The organism is Qaidamihabitans albus, from assembly GCF_016464705.1.
Taxonomy (GTDB): domain Bacteria; phylum Actinomycetota; class Actinomycetes; order Mycobacteriales; family Pseudonocardiaceae; genus Qaidamihabitans; species Qaidamihabitans albus.
The window spans coordinates 57,318-72,964 of sequence record NZ_JAEHOB010000009.1 but is presented as its reverse complement, the minus strand read 5'-3'; the positions used below and the strand labels follow the sequence as shown (position 1 = coordinate 72,964).

The 15,647-nt window shown below is 70.6% G+C and carries 15 protein-coding genes and 1 tRNA gene; 7 read left to right on the top strand and 9 right to left on the bottom strand.

Going from position 1 to position 15,647, the window contains the following annotated elements:
- Positions 1-27: 27 nt before the first annotated feature.
- The gene (locus JAP66_RS18490; protein WP_372448987.1) at positions 28-504 is read right to left on the bottom strand and encodes a YbhB/YbcL family Raf kinase inhibitor-like protein; all 477 of its coding nucleotides are present in this window, start codon (positions 502-504) and stop codon (positions 28-30) included.
- Positions 505-871: 367 nt separating this feature from the next.
- Positions 872-1,864 (bottom strand): selenide, water dikinase SelD, encoded by a 993-nt coding sequence (gene selD / locus JAP66_RS18485; RefSeq protein WP_199433037.1) that lies wholly within the window; start codon positions 1,862-1,864, stop codon positions 872-874.
- A gap of 71 nt (positions 1,865-1,935) precedes the next feature.
- On the opposite strand from selD, the gene JAP66_RS18480 reads away from it, so the two are divergent.
- The 3 genes from JAP66_RS18480 to selB all read left to right on the top strand — a co-directional run bounded on the left by JAP66_RS18480 (position 1,936) and on the right by selB (position 5,091).
- Positions 1,936-2,030, top strand: a tRNA-Sec gene (locus JAP66_RS18480).
- Positions 2,031-2,050: 20 nt separating this feature from the next.
- Positions 2,051-3,364, top strand: coding sequence for an L-seryl-tRNA(Sec) selenium transferase (gene selA / locus JAP66_RS18475; protein ID WP_199433036.1), 1,314 nt, complete (start codon positions 2,051-2,053; stop codon positions 3,362-3,364).
- The gene (selB, locus tag JAP66_RS18470; protein ID WP_199433035.1) at positions 3,352-5,091 is read left to right on the top strand and encodes a selenocysteine-specific translation elongation factor; all 1,740 of its coding nucleotides are present in this window, start codon (positions 3,352-3,354) and stop codon (positions 5,089-5,091) included. The genes selA and selB overlap by 13 nt, the downstream gene beginning before the upstream one ends.
- A gap of 2 nt (positions 5,092-5,093) precedes the next feature.
- Here selB and JAP66_RS18465 read toward each other — a convergent pair whose 3' ends face one another.
- From JAP66_RS18465 to JAP66_RS18450, 4 genes are all read right to left on the bottom strand, one after another.
- Positions 5,094-5,510, bottom strand: a complete 417-nt coding sequence (locus JAP66_RS18465; RefSeq protein ID WP_199433034.1) for a DoxX family membrane protein — start codon at positions 5,508-5,510, stop codon at positions 5,094-5,096.
- Between the two features lie 67 nt (positions 5,511-5,577).
- Positions 5,578-7,596 carry a CocE/NonD family hydrolase gene (locus tag JAP66_RS18460; protein WP_199433033.1) on the bottom strand — a complete coding sequence of 673 codons (2,019 nt, stop codon included), beginning with the start codon at positions 7,594-7,596 and terminating at the stop codon, positions 5,578-5,580.
- Between the two features lie 13 nt (positions 7,597-7,609).
- Complete coding sequence (locus tag JAP66_RS18455) at positions 7,610-8,887, bottom strand: ATP-grasp domain-containing protein (RefSeq protein WP_199433032.1); 1,278 nt, start codon at positions 8,885-8,887, stop codon at positions 7,610-7,612.
- A 143-nt stretch (positions 8,888-9,030) separates the two neighbouring features.
- Positions 9,031-9,660 (bottom strand): alpha-ketoglutarate-dependent dioxygenase AlkB, encoded by a 630-nt coding sequence (locus JAP66_RS18450; protein WP_199433031.1) that lies wholly within the window; start codon positions 9,658-9,660, stop codon positions 9,031-9,033.
- Between the two features lie 372 nt (positions 9,661-10,032).
- Between JAP66_RS18450 and JAP66_RS18445 the strand changes: the two genes are divergently transcribed.
- Positions 10,033-10,308, top strand: a complete 276-nt coding sequence (locus JAP66_RS18445) for a PASTA domain-containing protein (RefSeq protein WP_199433030.1) — start codon at positions 10,033-10,035, stop codon at positions 10,306-10,308.
- 810 nt (positions 10,309-11,118) lie between these two features.
- Positions 11,119-11,613 carry a hypothetical protein gene (locus JAP66_RS32210; protein WP_235999129.1) on the top strand — a complete coding sequence of 165 codons (495 nt, stop codon included), beginning with the start codon at positions 11,119-11,121 and terminating at the stop codon, positions 11,611-11,613.
- 283 nt (positions 11,614-11,896) lie between these two features.
- Here the strand turns inward: JAP66_RS32210 and JAP66_RS18435 are convergent, their stop codons facing one another.
- Positions 11,897-12,160, bottom strand: a complete 264-nt coding sequence (locus tag JAP66_RS18435; protein WP_199433029.1) for a hypothetical protein — start codon at positions 12,158-12,160, stop codon at positions 11,897-11,899.
- 378 nt (positions 12,161-12,538) lie between these two features.
- On the opposite strand from JAP66_RS18435, the gene JAP66_RS18430 reads away from it, so the two are divergent.
- A complete protein-coding gene (locus tag JAP66_RS18430) occupies positions 12,539-12,880 on the top strand; it encodes a hypothetical protein (protein ID WP_199433028.1) in 342 nt (113 codons plus the stop codon).
- 163 nt (positions 12,881-13,043) lie between these two features.
- On the opposite strand, the gene JAP66_RS18425 is transcribed toward JAP66_RS18430, so the two are convergent.
- Entirely contained in the window at positions 13,044-13,535 is a 492-nt protein-coding gene (locus JAP66_RS18425; protein ID WP_199433188.1) for a mycothiol transferase, read from the bottom strand.
- Positions 13,536-14,157: 622 nt separating this feature from the next.
- The gene (locus JAP66_RS18420) at positions 14,158-14,661 is read right to left on the bottom strand and encodes a flavodoxin family protein (protein WP_199433027.1); all 504 of its coding nucleotides are present in this window, start codon (positions 14,659-14,661) and stop codon (positions 14,158-14,160) included.
- Positions 14,662-15,283: 622 nt separating this feature from the next.
- Between JAP66_RS18420 and JAP66_RS18415 the strand changes: the two genes are divergently transcribed.
- Complete coding sequence (locus JAP66_RS18415) at positions 15,284-15,580, top strand: hypothetical protein (RefSeq protein WP_199433026.1); 297 nt, start codon at positions 15,284-15,286, stop codon at positions 15,578-15,580.
- Positions 15,581-15,647 lie beyond the last annotated feature (67 nt).

Genomic DNA, 15,647 nt, shown 5'->3' with positions numbered 1-15,647 from the left:
GGGCGGCAGCGGGCGGTGTCAGCGGTGTCAGCGGGCGAAGAGCCCCACGAGCGTGCCGCGGGCCAGGGTGTGGTCCTCCGCCGCGGCGTGCACGTCCGCCCCGCTGGCGCCCTCGCCGAGGCCGAGCGGGCGGTCCACCGCGTACAGCCGGAAGAAGTAGCGGTGCGTGTCGTCGCCTGCCGGCGGCTGCGGCCCGCCCCAGCCGAGCTCGTCGAAGTCGTTGCGCCCCGGCGTGCCGCCCGCGGGCAGCCGGTCCTCGGCCACACCGCCGGTGTCCGGCGGGATGCTGGTGACGACCCAGTGCGTGAACGTGCCGCCCGGCGCGTCCGGGTCCTCGCACACCAGCGCGAGCTCCTCGGTGCCGTCGGGCACGCGCGTCCACTCCAGCGGTGGCGACGAGTTGCCGCCCGGCCGCGAGTACCGGTCGGGGATCAGCGTGTGGTCGCTGAACGCCTGACTGCGCAGCTCCAGCTCGGCCGCGACCGGACGGGGCGGGTCGCCGATGGCCGGATCGCCCCGGCTGGTCCCGCGTGTGCCCTTCGGCCCGGCCGCGCGTTCCGGGTCACCCTTCGGCCGCGCGGGATACTCCCGCTCCAGCCGTTCGTTGGCTCTCTGGTCCGCGTGCTGGTCGGGCACGCCACGATCGTCGTACTCGGCACGCAACCGGGCGCGCCGCACGTCGTACTGGTGACTGCCCGGATCCGGCATGGCGTCCTCCCTTCCGTGGTCAGCGTGCTCCTGAACGCGCAACCTGGTCCCGTCGCCGGGACTCGGTCTGCTCCGTCCGTTTCGCCGCCGCGATCGCGGGTTGGCCCGGTTCTGGAGCAAGCTGTCAGCACAGGCATTCCCGGGCCAGGGCCGGGCAAACCCGCTAGCGGACCACCACGGTGTGCTCGCGGCGGGGCACCAGCTCCCCGATCACCGGCGCGCCGGGCACCTCGCCCGCGACCAGGAGGCCGCCCGAGGTCTGCGCGTCGGCCAGCAGCAGCGCGGTGTCGTCGTCGACCGCGGACAGGTCGGTGTGCGGCCGCACCCAGTCCAGGTTGCGCCGGGTGCCGCCGCTGACGAAGCCGTCCCGCAGCGCCTCCCGCGCGCCCGCGACGAACGGCACCGCCGCCGCGTCGACGACCGCGCTGACCCCGCTCGCCCTTGCCAGCTTGTGCAGGTGCCCGAGCAGCCCGAAACCGGTCACGTCGGTCGCGCACTTCACGCCCGCCGTGACGGCCGCCCTCGACGCGCGGTCGTTCAGGGCGGCCATCACCTCGATCGCCTCCTCGAACCGCTCCGCGGTGGCCTTGTGCCGCGTGTTGAGCACCCCGAGACCGAGCGGCTTCGACAGGGACAGCGGCAGGCCCGGCCGCCCGGCGTCGTTGCGCAGCAGGCGGTCCGGGTCCGCGGTGCCGGTGACCGCGAGCCCGTACTTCGGTTCCGGATCATCGACACTGTGCCCGCCCGCCAGATGGCAACCGGCGTCACCGCACACCTGCGTGCCCCCGCGCAGGGCCTCGGCGGCGAGCTCGAACGGCAGCGTCTCCCGCGGCCAGCACAGCAGGTTGACGGCGACGACCGGCCGGCCACCCATGGCGTAGACGTCGGAGAGCGCGTTGGCGGCCGCGATCCGCCCCCAGTCGTACGGATCGTCGACGACCGGGGTGAAGAAGTCCGTGGTGGCGATGAGGGCCTGGCCACCCTCGATGCGCACCGCGGCGGCGTCGTCCCCGTCGTCGAGCCCGACGAGCAGTTCCCCAGCGGGTTCGGCCGGGGCCGAGCCCGCAAGCCCGCGCACCATGTCCTCGAGCTCGCCGGGCGGGATCTTGCACGCGCAGCCACCGCCGTGGGCGTACTGGGTCAGTCGGTAAGCCATGTCACCATGGTGCGGCCGCCGCTGAAGTCGCACATGTCGCGGCCTCCTGCGAGGATGGGCTGACGGCTCAGGGAGGCGTATCCGGCCTGGTGGCCGGCGCGGTCTTCAAAACCGTTGAACGGCAGGCACTGCCGTTGGCGGGTTCGATTCCCGTCCGCCTCCGCCAGCAACCCAGAGGCCCGGACCATGAGCAGCAGCGACTCCGACCACGCCGACCCGCGCAGGCACATCCCTCGCACCGATGCGCTGCTGGCGCAGCCCCGGCTCGCGAAGGCGGCACACGAGCTCGGGCACGCGCTGGTCAAGGAGGCGGTCGGCGCCGCGCAGGACCGGGCCCGCCGCGGGGAGATCGCCCCCGGCGAGGTCGCCGACGAGGCGGCGGCCGCCCTGCCCGCCACCGCCTCGTCACTGCGGCCCGTGCTCAACGCCACCGGCGTGCTGGTGCACACCAACCTCGGCCGTGCCCCGCTTTCGGCCGCCGCGCTGGACGCCGTGCGGGCGGCGGGCGGGAGCACCGACGTCGAGTTCGACCTGACCGGCGGACGGCGTGCCCGGCGCGGCCAGGGCGCGCTGGCCGCGCTCGCCGGGGCGGTACCCGACGCGGGTGGCGTGCACGTGGTGAACAACAACGCGGCCGCACTGCTTCTCTGCGCGCTCGCCATGGCGCCGGGTAAGGAGATCGTGCTGAGCCGCGGCGAGCTCGTCGAGATCGGTGACGGCTTCCGCATCCCCGACCTGCTCGCCGCCGGCGGCGCGCGGCTGCGCGAGGTCGGCACCACCAACCGCACCACCGTGAGCGACTACGCCGACGCGCTCGGTCCCGACACCGGCTTCGTGCTCAAGATCCACCCGTCGAACTTCCGCATCACCGGCTTCACCGCCGAGGCAGGCGTCGCCGAACTCGCCGAGCTCGGAGTGCCGGTCGTGGCCGACATCGGCTCGGGCCTGCTCGCGCCGCATCCGCTGCTGCCGGACGAGCCCGACGCCACGACCCTGCTGCGCGACGGTGCCGCACTCGTCACCGCGAGCGGCGACAAGCTGCTCGGCGGTCCGCAGGCAGGCCTGCTGCTCGGGGAACAGGCCATGGTCGAACGCCTGCGCAGGCACCCGAGTGCGCGTGCGCTGCGGGTGGACAAGCTCACCCTCGCCGCGCTCGAGGCGACGCTGCGCGGCCCCAGCCCGCCTGTGCGCGCCGCGCTCGATGCCGATCCGGCGGCGCTGCGGGCCCGCGCCGGAGAACTGGCCGCGCGGCTGGCGCGCCGCGGCGTGGACGCGGTCGCCGTGGACTCGGCCGCCGCGGTCGGTGGTGGGGGAGCACCGGGTGTGCGGCTGCCCAGCGCCGCGGTGAGCCTGCCCGAGGAGCTGGCCGACCGGCTGCGCGGCGGTGATCCACCGGTGGTCGGCAGGGTCGAACGCGGCCGCTGCCTGCTGGACCTGCGTACCGTCGAGCCCGGCGACGACGAGCGGCTGCTGGAGGTGGTCACGCGATGCACGTCCTAGCCACGGCGGGACACGTCGACCACGGCAAGTCGACTCTGGTCCGCAGGCTGACCGGGATGGAACCGGACCGCCTGGCCGAGGAGCGCCGCCGCGGGCTGACGGTCGACCTCGGCTTCGTCTGGGCCGAGCTGAACGGGGACGTGCTCGCGTTCGTCGACGTGCCCGGGCACGAACGGTTCGTGTCGAACATGCTGGCCGGCGTCGGCCCGGTCGCCGCAGCCGTGTTCGTGGTGGCCGCCGACGAGGGCTGGCAGGCACAGTCGAGCGAGCACCTGGCCGCCCTCGACGCGCTCGGCGTCCGGCACGGCCTGGCGGTGGTCACCAAGGCCGACCGCGCGGACCCCGCGCCCGCGCTCCACGAGGCACGGGAGCGGATCGGGCCGACGACGCTCGGCGAGGTGCCCGCGATCGCGGTGAGCGGCCACACCGGCGAGGGCTTCGACCGGCTCAGGGCCGAACTGACCGCGCTGACCGGCGCGCTGCCCGCGCCCGACCCCGCCGCCGAGGTCCGGTTGTGGATCGACCGCGTGTTCACCGTGCGCGGCTCGGGCACGGTCGTGACCGGCACGCTGGCGGCGGGCACCCTGCGGACCGGTGACGAACTCGTGCTCGCCGGCACCGGGCGCAGGGTGGGAGTGCGGGCACTGCAGTCGCTCGGGACGGACCACGACGAGGTCCCCGCCGTGGCGCGGGTCGCGGTGAACCTGCGCGGCGTCGACCGGGACGGTGTCCGGCGCGGGGACGCGCTGATCACCCCGGGCGCGTGGCCGAGCACTACCGAGCTGGACGTGCGGCTGCGCGGGGACAAGGCCGGGGAGCTGCACCGGGAGCTCGTGCTGCACGTCGGTGCCGCCGCGGTACCCTGCCGTGTCCGTCCACTGGGGACGGACACCGCGCGGCTCACGCTGGCCGGCGGGCTGCCGCTGCGGGCCGGTGACGGCGGCCTGCTCCGCGATCCCGGCGAGCACCGGGTTCCGGCGGGGGTCGAGGTCCTCGACGTGCGCCCGCCCAGCCTCCGCCGCCGGGGCGCCGCGACGGCCAGGGCGTTCGAGCTTGACGCAGGGGACGCCGCGGACGCCTACGTCCGCAGGCACGGGGTCGTCCCCGGGCGGGAACTGCGCATGCTCGGGTGGCGGCCGCCCGCGACCCGTTTCGGCGACTGGGTGGTGGACGAGGGATTGTGGGCCGAGCTGCCCGCACGGGCCTGCACCCGGTGGTCCGACTGGGCGCGGGAGAACCCGCTCGCCGCGGGAATGCCCGTGGAGTCCCTGCGGCGTGTCCTGGGTGTACCCGCGGAGCTCCTGCCCGCCGTGCTGTCCGGCTCCGGGCTTGAGCTGCACGACGGGCTCGTGCGCCGCCCGGCCACGGCGCACCAGCTGCCGCCCCGGGTCGAGCGGGCCGTGTGCCGGGTCGAGGAACGTCTCGCGGAGCAGCCGTTCCAGGCGCCCGAGGCGGACGACCTCGCCGCACTGGGCCTCGGCGTCCGGGAACTCGCCGCCGCCGAGCGGGCGGGGAGGCTGCTGCGCATCACCGAAGGTGTCGTGCTCGGGTCGGACGCCGTGTCGCGGGCCGCCCGCGTTCTCGCCGAGGCCGGGGAGACGTTCTCGGTGAGCCAGGCACGCCGCGCACTGGGCACCACGCGCCGCGTCGCGGTGCCCCTGCTGGAACGCCTTGACGCCGAGGGGGTCACCGAACGCCTGAACGACGGCATCCGGCGCCTGCGGTAACCTCAGCCCAGGCCGAACAGCGGACCGGTGATCGTCAGCCCCAGGTCTTCGACGTAGGCGAAGAACGCGAACAGCGTCAGTGCCGCCCCGCCGAGCGAGATGTCCTTGTTGAACTGGATCATCTCGTTCTGCCGCGCCTGCTGGTCCTGTTCCTTCCAGAACGGATGCATCATCAGCGCGGTGGGCACGAGGAACACGAGCAGCAGCAACGCGCCCAGATCGGCCCAGACACCGAGGAGCACCATCAGCCCTCCGACACCGAGCAGCACCCCGGTTCCCGGTACCAGGACCTTCGCGAACGGGACGCCCTTCGACTCGGCGTAGCCGGCCATGGCGCGGGTCTGTGTCAGATGGCCGAGTGCCGAGGCCAGGAAGATCGCCACGAACAGGATACGGCCAATGAGGACCAGAACGCTCATCGTCACCTCCTCGATGAGGATCGCCGCAGTTCGGTGCCGTCCGGAAACGGGGCTTCCGGACGATTCGTCAGACGTGGTCGCGCGGGATCGCGGTGTGCCAGTTCCGGGAGATCACGCGTTGGCCGCCCTCATAGCCGTCGAGCCTGGCGTAGACCCGGAACTCCTCGGGCGTGCACGTCAGCGTCGTGTGCGTGGTCGTCTCGACGTCCCAGTCGCCGCGGACGAACCGCATCGTCCAGTCGACGTGCCCGCGTGCCGAGGTGAAGTCGTCGCGAACCCACTCGTACTTCTCGTAGGCGCGGCGGCGGACGTCCAGGTCGATGTCCTCGAACCGGACGACGCCGAGGTCCTTCACCACTTCAAGTGCCGAGTGATAGTCGACGAGGTCACGGGAGACGGACCATTTCTGCTCGCCGGGTTCGAGCTGCGTCGTCTCGATCGGTGCCGCGCCCTCCGGCTCGCCGAACGGCGTGAGCGGCGCCTCGTCGTGATCGATCGGGCGGACCGGCAGCACGAGCTGGGTGGCGCCGGCGAACACGCTGAGCCGCACCGGTTCGGGCGGCGGCCACGCCAGCGGCCAGTACGACGTGGAGATCGACAACCGGATCCGGTGGCCGGCCGGGAACGCCTGCGCCATCCCGTTGAGCTGCACGCTCACCCGGTAGCGTTCGCCGGGCACGAGTGCGGCAGGCTCGGCGTGGCCGTCGCGGTGCGCGAGGTTCAGCAGGCCGTAACTGACCCGCGTTGCGCTGCCGTCCGGCGCGACATCGGAGAGCCGCACGGCGACCATCGCGTTCTCCCGGTCGGCGGCGAACTCCAGGTTGACCATCGGTGCGCCGAGGATCTCCCAGCGCTCGGTGAGCACCTCGGTGTCGAACACGAGTGAGCCGCCGTCCTCCTCGCGCTGGTCGTAGGGCAGGTCGGGCGGTGCGTTGTAGGAGCACCACTTGCCCGCGAACTGGCCGACCGAAAGCGGCGACTCGATCGTGAGCTCCTCTTCGGACTCGTGCTCGCCTTCCGAAAGAGTGTTGCGCAGCAACGTGAACTGCGTTTCCTCCAGCCGTGGCGACGGCCATTCCGTCTCGCCGACCCACCGGCCGGGCCGTTCCTCGTATGCCGTCGAGGGCCGCACGCTGTCCTGGAGCCAGATCCGCAGCATCGGCTCGTCCATGACGCCGTTGTCATCGTCCTTGAGCCAGCGGTCCCACCAGCGGACCAGTTCCTGCAGGAAGCCGATCGCCGGCCCCGGTTCGCCCAGGTGCGGGTACTTGTGCGACCAGGGCCCGATCAGTCCCTTGCGGGGGGCATCGAGATTGGCCAGCAACCGGAACACCGAGTTGGAGTAGCCGTCGGCCCAGCCGCTGACAGCGAGCACCGGGCAGGTGATCGCGGAGAAGTCCTCGCACACCGAACCGTGCCGCCAGTAGTCGTCGCGGCGCTGGTGCTGCAGCCATTCCACGATCCACGGTTCGGCCCGTTCCAGCCGTTCGTGCCACATCTTGCGCCACTGCTCACCGACGATGGCCGGATCCGGTGGGCACGAGATGTACGCGAACATCGTCGACGCCCACGACAGGTTGTCGGAGAGCAGGCACCCGCCCATGTAGTGCACGTCGTCGGCGTAGCGGTCGTCGGTGGAGCTGACGGTGACGATGCCACCGAGGCTCGGCGGCCGCCGGGCCGCGATCTGCAGTGCGTTGAAACCGCCCCACGAGATGCCCATGATGCCGGTGCGGCCGTTGCACCACGGTTGCTTCGCGAGCCAGGCCAGCACATCCTCACCGTCGATGAGCTCCTGCTCGAGATACTCGTCGGCGAGCACGCCTTCGGAGTCGCCGCTGCCGCGCAGGTCCACCCGCACCCCGGCGTAGCCGTGCCCGGCGAGGTAGGGGTGGTGGATGGAGTCCCGCTTCGCCGTCAGGTCACGTTCGCGGTACGGGATGAACTCCAGGATCGCCGGCACCGGGTCGTTGTCGGAGGACACCGGTCGCCAGATCCGCCCGGACAGCCGGGTGCCGTCCGACAGCGGGATCCAGACATGTTCATCCTCACGGACGGGGTGGGGAAACGAGGTCACCGTCCGCATACAGCGGTTCCTCCTACTCCTCGATCTCCTCGATATCGAAAGGCAACGCTTCCACGCATTGCTCGTACTTGGCCGTCAGTTCGCGCTGGCTGTTGGCGCCGACATGGATGTCGGCGAGCTCGAAGGTGTAGCTGTCCCGGGCCTGTTGCTCGGACAGTCGCGCACCCTGCTCGGTGGTGATCTGCACCGAGACACCGGGAAGGTCGCGTTCCACCTGCTCGATCTCCGCCGCGGTCGGCACGCGATGCACCACGCCGTCGTTGAACGCACGCAGGAAGCACTTCGCGGCCATCTCGTAGGGGCCTTCCCGATGCGGCATCCGCGGTTCGCGGCCGAGGCCGAGGCTCACCATGTAGTAGTGGTTGGCGACGCCGTCGACCTCCTCGAACAGCCGCGCATGCGACTGGGAGTGCCGGGGGTTGACCTCCAGCAGCCTGATCCGGTCCTGCTCGACGTCGACGAAGTACTCGATGTTGAACGCCGTCTCGGTCAGGCCGACCTGCCGGACGACCCGCTTCGAGATGTCGGAGACCTGCTCGATGATGTGCTCGGGCAGCACCGAGGGATACTGGTACCTCAGGAAGCTGGGACTCTCCGGATAGGAGACCGAGTCGATCACGCCGTAGACGCGCGGCTCACCGTGGAAGCTGTAGCCCTCCACCGTCAGCTGGGCACCTTCGACCGCTTCCTCGGCGAGACAGGCCTGTGCGCCCGCCTCCGCGATCTCCGGCGGTAGCTGAACCCGTTCGAGTACGGCTTCGAACGGGCCGCCGAGCTGGGAGATGCCTTCCCGGATCTCCTTGACGGCGTCGTTGAAGCTGTCGTCGTCGTCCACCCGGAAGGCCAGCTTCGACGAGTAGGACTTCACCGGCTTCAACCACAGGGGGTAGTGGAGCCCTTCCGGTAGCGTGGCGTGCTGTTCGAGGTCGATCGTCGCGAACTGCGGGTGTTCGTCGATCACTTTCTGCTGTTCCAGCCTGCTCCAGTACTTGTGCTCGCACTTGGCGACCGACTCCAGGCTGGAGGCGGGCAGCCCGAAGCGTTCGCACAGCGCCGGAACCAGCGAGGAGACGGGGAAGTCCCAGTACCCCACGATCGCGTTCACCGGCTCGCCGAAGGACTCCAGGTGTCTCTGTGCCTTGTCGAGCAGCTGTTCGAACTCGATGTCCTCGGCCTGCAGCTCGTCGATCTCCAGCAGCTGGTGATACCTGTGGTCTTCGGCACCCGGCAGTTTCTGGAGCACCTCCAGGTTCCAGTCGTCCAGGCCCACCACAAAGATGTTCTCGGGCACGAAGTGTTCCCTCCTGCGCGATGTTGTGTCCGCAGGGTGTCCAGTCCGCCGGTCGCTAAACCCGGGTGCTCGTTGCGGAGTGCGCAACCCAGGCGCGCCGGGCCGGCTCCAGCGTGCCGCACGACGGCGCCGTTCCGGAAGAGTCAGCGGACCCCGCGGGGGCGGAACTGGATGCTGATCCGGGGGCCGACCGGCCGGTTCGTCTTGGGCACCGCGTGCTCCCAGGTGCGCTGGCAGGAGCCGCCCATGACGATCAGGTCGCCGTGGCCGAGGGCGTGCCGCACGGTGCCGCCCCGGCCGCGCCGCGGGCGCAGCAGCAGTGCCCTCGGCGCACCGACGGAGAGGATCGCGACCAGTGTGTCCTCGGTGCTGCCGCGGCCGATGGTGTCGCCGTGCCACGCGACGCTGTCGTGTCCGTCGCGGTAGTAACAGAGGCCCGCGGTGCGCAGCGGTTCGCCGAGTTCGGCGGCGTAGTGGGCGCTGAGCGCCGACCGCGCCTCGGCGAGTACCGGATCGGGTAGCGGATCGTCCTCGTCGTAGAAGCTCAGCAGCCGCGGCACATCGACCACCCGGTCGTACATGCGCCGGCGTTCGGCGTGCCATGGCACCTCGTTGATCAGCCGGTCGAACAGCGCATCGGCACCGGTCAGCCAGCCCGGCAGAACGTCGATCCAGGCGCCCTGGCCGAGCGTGCTGCGCCGGAGGCCGTCGAGCGGCCGGAGTTCGGCCGTCCCGGCCGCGTCGAAGAGGCACCCCTGCAGTGGAGTGGACATGTTTCCGAGGATACCCTGCATCGAACTGGTGTTCTAGCGGGCGAGCGCGTGGGCCGGGATCGGCGGGATCGAGGCTGCCACGCCCACTTGTACGACTGGGCAGACGGCGGCGCCCTGTCATCGGACCGACCGCCGATCTCGGATCCGTGTGGCGGCACCGGCCGATCATCGTCGTCGGTGCCATGGGCGCCGCCCGCCCGACGACGCGGTTCCCTGCGACCGTCTACAGTGGAGCAAGGCACCGCCTGTGCCGGGTTGTGTTGCACGATCGTTACCGGCATCGGTGATGACATCTCGTCTCCTTCCTGCTGAGTTGAGTGTTTCCGCTCGGCGAGCGCGCTATGGAGACCCGTTGCCCCCTACAATCACGACATGCGTGGACGCCGACCGGTGACCGAGGTACCCGACGTGGTGGGACTGGGCGCCGAAGACGCCTGCGAGATCATCCGGCGGGCGGGGCTCGAGCCGTTCGGACCGGACGGCGTAGCCGCCCCGACCTCTGGCATCGTCACCGAGCAACGACCGATCGGTGCTGCCGGTGCCGAAGAGGGTGCCCCCGTTTTCCTGTGGACCCATCCGGGACGGGACGGGGCGGATGATCTGGTGTCGCCGATGCCGAGGGAAGCGGCCGACCTCGACCCGGTCTAGGACTCATCGAGCGTGGTGCCGGCCGGAGCTGTGAGTACCGCCTTTGGTTGATCGGCGGCGCACGGCCTCCCTCGCCCTGCCGTGCGTAACCGCCGGCATGCCTCCTTCCGTTGTGAGGTGTGTTGTCAGAACGGTGGCGGATCGTCGGGTTGGGGGCGTGGCTCGTGCAGTGGTTCGAGTGTGCTGGTGCGCTGTCGTCCTGAGGGGGTGGTGATGGTGAGTGCCGCTGTGGTGGTCGGGGTGGTGGCTCCATTCGGGTTGGTGTCTGGTGTGGTGGTGGCGGGTGCAGTAGCCGGCGAGTTCTCGGGTGTTGGTGTTGCCAGGCGGTGGTGTGGTCGATCTCGCCGAACTGGGTGGGGCGGTGGCAGGAGGGGTGGCGGCATTCGCGGTCGCGGATGCGGACGTAGTCGGCGGTGACGGCGGGTGGGCGGTAGCGGCGTCGTCGACATCGAGGGGCAGGCCGGTGGAGGGGGCGGTGATGATGCGCCGCCACGTGCTGTGGGGGTCGGCGGCGATGTGGCGGGCGAGCCAGGCGGGGATGGGTCCGTGTCCGGCGAGTTCGGCGGGGTGCTGGTTGGGTCCGGTGAGGGTGTGCAGGCGACGTAGACGTGGATGTCGGCTTTGCCGCCGGAGGTGCCTTCGGGAGCGCCGGTGAGCAGGAGGTCGGCGAACACGTCGGCGCGGAGTTGGTCGAGGTGCGGGAGTCGCCGGTGCGGCGCCGTCGGCGGGCGAGGGGTCGAGGCGGGAGTAGATGGCGCTGCCGGTTTCCGCGGGCAGGTCGGCGACCAGGGTGGTCATGGCGTCGCCGTGGTGGAGGAGCTCGACCGGTGGCGCGGCGGATGCTGCCGGGGTCGTGGCCGGCGAGCCGGCCAGCAGGGTGTCGACCTGGCGGGCGTGTTCATCGGAGAGGCAGGCGGTTGGTTCGGCGATTTTCGTGGCTTTGCCGGCATCGAGGAGTTCGCGATGCATCGCGGCCAGGGTGCGGGGCAGCCGGGTGGTGAGTGCCTGGGCGAGTGCGAGTTGTTTCGCGGCGGCGTGGTCGTTGATCGCCAGTGTGGCCGCCAGTTCGGTGGCCACGTCGCGGGCGTGGCGGCGGTCGGCCGGGTGGGCGGCGATTTCCTGGAGTTGCCGGGCTTGCAGTTTCGCGATCGCGGTGCCGAGTCGCTGGATCTTCTGCATCATCCGCATGCCTCGGCGGGTCGAGCCGGGGAGGAGGACGTCCGGTGGTTCCGGGGCTTGCTGATCGCTGTACACCACATCAGCATAGCCGCGAATCGAACATGCGTTCGACACACGTTACGGTGATCGGAACAGCAAGGGCAAACGCGGAGAGTGACACTGGTGCGGTGACAACAACATGGCCTGCGAGCACTCGGGGTGGCGGGCGTGGGTGTTGCGCCAGCGCAGGTAGGAGTTCAGGGTGCGGGCGAGTGCGGTGTGGTTGGGGTAGTTGGCGTTGCTCATCGTGAACGTCCGCAGTGGACCGAACTGTGGCTCGATCGGGTTTGCCCAGGACGCATTCGTCGGCGTGGAGCAGAGCGTGACGTTGTTGCGCGTGGCCCACGCCCGGATCGGCCGTCTTGTTCGCCTAGAGGTTGTCGAGGATGACGTGGATCGGGGCGCCGCCCGGGCGGGCGGCGCGGATGGCCTTCAATGCCGTGAAGGCTGTGGTCACCGCCTTTGCGCCGTGGTGCGGACGGCTCGACAACGGCCCGAACTGGTCGAACGCGAAACACCGGTCGGGAAACCGGCGCACGACGTGCTCGGTCCGGTCGAGCTTGGCGTCGAACTCCGGGTCGGCGGACTGCTTCCAGTTGCGGGTGCGCTGGAAGGTGATCTCCTGCTCGTGCAAGATCTGGCGGAGTCGTTCCACCCGAGCGTGATCGGGCGAGCAGTGGCCGTCGCCACGATGAACGCGATGTCATCGGGGTTGATCGGGCCGGGACGGCCTCTCCCGCCCACTGAGGGGCCAGCGCGGCCAGCCCTCGCTGGCTGAACGCGTGAATCGCGTCCCGCACGGTGTCCTCGTGCGCGGCGACGAGGCGGCCTCGTCCTCGGACAACCGCCGCGCCCGGGCAGTTCAGCCATCGCACCTCCACTCTTGACAGCACCGTCATGCCGTCAAGAGTGAGATCAACACCAATCCCTGCGAGGGACCCAACTCGGTGTGTCGCCGACCCGGCGGCGATAGCCTGGTTCCAGAACAACTCGGACGAAGGCGCGGGGACAGATGAGCGAGACCGATCCGCACGTCCACGTCGAGCAGAAGGTGCTGGAGGCCGGACCCGCTGTACGCAACCTGATCTCGTCGATGCTGGGCCGCGCGACCGACGCACCGAGCGTCGTCACCGCCGGCTGCGGACTCCAGGTGCCCTACGCGATGACCTCTCCCCGTCCCGAAAGCGTCACCTGCCTCGCCTGCCGGGAACACGCTCACCGGGAGTACCTGCGCTTCGCCGATCAGATCGAGCGCCTCGGCCGAGGCCCGACGCCTGGCGTGAACATAACCGGCGACCAGGTGGCCGAGGCGGTGGAACGGCTCCGGGACCTGGCGAAGAGGTTCTCCGGCTGATGCGGTGACCACAGAAGCCGGCCCGGTCAGCTGGGTGGTGGATTACCATCGGCAGCTGGCACACCCCGGGGAACGCCGGTGGTCAGCGCACTGGGTAAAGAGATCTACAATGGACTGCCATTGGGCCGTCGTTGTTACAGCAGCCGCACCTTGTGTTCTTGGGTCACTCGCCGACTTCGCCGTCGGCGAGTTCGCGCAGGAGGTCGAGGTGGCCGACGTGCCGGGCCGTTTCCTGGTTGACGTGCGCCAGGATCCACCGGATGGTTCGCTGGCCGTCCTCCGCCAGGTCATCCGGTTTCTTGTCGGCGAGCGCGTCGGCGGAATGGGTCCACTCCGCCTGGTAGGCGGCGATGACCGCCTCGGGTGTGTCGGTGTCGGAGAGGTTCCACGAGGGGTCCGGGCTGCCTTGCCACAGTGAGGGCAGGTCGGCACCGGCGGCGGTGATCGAGATCCAGTGCCGTTCCATGGCCGTGAGGTGCTTGATCACACCGAGGCCGGTGGTGCGGGGTGAGGTGGCAAGGGGTGCCGCGGTCGCGAGCGCGTGGGTGAGCCCGGCGATTTTGTCGATCGCAGTCTGCCGTAGGAACTGAAGAAACTCTTGTTGGAGCCGCAATTCGTCGGTCGCGAGTTCGTCCGGCCAGCGCCGAGGGGCCATCGTCACGCAGTGCTCCCTGTGTGCCGCATGCAGTGCTCGTGACGTGTCGTGATCACGAGGACGGCCACCGTGTGATCAGCTTCAAGGTGTGTCGGTTCTCGAAGAAGGCGCGGTTGCCACGTTCTCACAGTAGCTGATGATCGGTGCCTGCTGGGGCTGCTCGCGGAGCTGCCCTACTGCATCTGCAACAGCGCAACACCCGGTACCCTGGCCGAACTCGTCCGCGTAGCAGGATCCCTTAGGGCCGTCGAGGAAACCTGCCAGTTCGCCTAGAACGGGACCTGGTCGGATCACGACCAATGCCGCCGATTCGACGGCTGGTACCGGCACCTCACTTTGTCCAGGCTCCCGCCGCGTTCCTGGCCGTGACAGCCCAAACCGAACGAGTCCGCGACGACACCGTCGGAAGGGGCTCCCGCAGACGAGAGCGAACACGTGATCCCGCTGCCCTGCACCGTTGCCGGTGAGCGAGAGCCGCACGCCGAGCACGGCATGTCGCGACAGGTCGACGTAGCCGGTGCCGCGCGACGCGCACTGTGCGGCTCGTCCACGAAATCGCGCCGTCTGCGATGCTTGTCCGCGCCGAGGATGTCGTTGTTCTCTCCCTCGGCGGGGCGGCAGATCACCTCAGCGTGGTCCCGAGCCGCTCGGCCCAGCGGCGGGCCCGCTCGGTCTCGCCCTCGGCCAGCGGGCCGCTCACGCCCGTCACATAGAAGGTCTCGGCGGGCGCGACGGGCCTGCCACCGAGCCTGCGCAGCCGTTTGTGCGCCTTGGCGGCGGCCGAGCCGGGCAGCCGCGGTTTGGCGGACTTCGTGTCGAACGCCGTGACGCCCGTGCCGTGCGGGATGCGCGCCTCGGCCAGCCACTCGCGGATGCCCCTGCCCGCCGACACCAGCCCTTCGCTCGCCTGTTCGGCCGCGTCCTGCCGCGTCGACGACCTGCTCATGCCGAACGCGTGAGTCGGCCCGCCGACGACGATCAGCCCGACGTCGCCGGCCACCGTCGCCGGGGCGTCGCCGACCTCCACCAGCTCGACGTCCATTCGTGCGGAAAGACCCGCGGCGATGGCCTTCGCGATCGTCTGCGTGTTGCCGAACATCGACTCGTAGATCACCAGCGCGCGCATCGTCGTTCGCCTCCTCGGTAGGTCCTGCTTCGAGGATCGCGGCGCCGGAGGCGGCCACCTAGTGCCGTTGGACGTCGTTTCACCGGGACCTTCGGCCGGAGGCGGCGCCTCACGACACAGGGGCGGCGGGTCCTGTGACACAGCGCGCGGACACTCGCGCACAGGACGCGGACACGTGTGCGTGGCGTGCGGACACGTGTGCGTGGCGTGCGGACACGCGGGTCAGCGGGGGCCTCCCGTGCGCGGGCGCGGAACCGGGGCCGGGGCGCGCCTGTTGCCGACGGCGAGGAGCTTGCGCTCCCGTTCCCGGCACGGCAGGCAGACCACCGCGCTGCCGGTCGGGCGCCCTGCCTCGTCTGTCACCGACGCGATCCGCGCCGTCCGGTAGCCGCACTCGCCGCACACCACGGCGGGGGCATGGGCATGGAAACTGATCCTGCCGTTCGCTGTAGGTATCACGCCGCTGTGCCTTCCGTTTCGGTTCTTCACGGGCGCCCGGCGAGTACCCTCGCGTTGGGGTGGCACACGCCACAGCCGAAAGAAATTTCCGTACCAACCGCTCGTGTGAGATCTGTGGGGAGGGGGAAGACCATGACCTGTCCGGGAGAGACGGGAGGCGGACATGCCGACGAGGGACCAGGTACGTGCACTGCTCGACCAGGGCTGCGACTATCCCGACGCCGCCCGGCGGCTCGGTATCTCACCCGGGCTGGCGTATCTGATCGCCACCGGACTGCCCGCCGACGCCGGTGACGTCCCGAGCCCGGAGGAGCGCAGGCAGCGCCCCGGCCTCCGGTCGGCGAGCCAGGACCTGGCCAATCCCGGGTACGAGAACCCGACGGCCCGGGAACGGGTGCGCCGGTGGACGGCGGAACGGGTCCGGGCGGACGAGCAGATGCGGCAAGCCGGAAAATCGTGAGTTTGGCCCCTGGGGGAGCTGGGTAACTGGCGACGGCTGCGGTGTATCGGAGCGACTGCGGAGGGCA

Coding starts and splice junctions, on each gene's coding strand:
- selD (WP_199433037.1), bottom strand. CDS start 1,864: ATGGCTTACCGACTGACCCAGTACGCCCACGGCGGTGGCTGCGCGTGC.
- selA (WP_199433036.1), top strand. CDS start 2,051: ATGAGCAGCAGCGACTCCGACCACGCCGACCCGCGCAGGCACATCCCT.
- selB (WP_199433035.1), top strand. CDS start 3,352: ATGCACGTCCTAGCCACGGCGGGACACGTCGACCACGGCAAGTCGACT.
- JAP66_RS18465 (WP_199433034.1), bottom strand. CDS start 5,510: ATGAGCGTTCTGGTCCTCATTGGCCGTATCCTGTTCGTGGCGATCTTC.
- JAP66_RS18460 (WP_199433033.1), bottom strand. CDS start 7,596: ATGCGGACGGTGACCTCGTTTCCCCACCCCGTCCGTGAGGATGAACAT.
- JAP66_RS18450 (WP_199433031.1), bottom strand. CDS start 9,660: ATGTCCACTCCACTGCAGGGGTGCCTCTTCGACGCGGCCGGGACGGCC.
- JAP66_RS18445 (WP_199433030.1), top strand. CDS start 10,033: ATGCGTGGACGCCGACCGGTGACCGAGGTACCCGACGTGGTGGGACTG.
- JAP66_RS18430 (WP_199433028.1), top strand. CDS start 12,539: ATGAGCGAGACCGATCCGCACGTCCACGTCGAGCAGAAGGTGCTGGAG.
- JAP66_RS18425 (WP_199433188.1), bottom strand. CDS start 13,535: ATGGCCCCTCGGCGCTGGCCGGACGAACTCGCGACCGACGAATTGCGG.
- JAP66_RS18420 (WP_199433027.1), bottom strand. CDS start 14,661: ATGCGCGCGCTGGTGATCTACGAGTCGATGTTCGGCAACACGCAGACG.
- JAP66_RS18415 (WP_199433026.1), top strand. CDS start 15,284: ATGCCGACGAGGGACCAGGTACGTGCACTGCTCGACCAGGGCTGCGAC.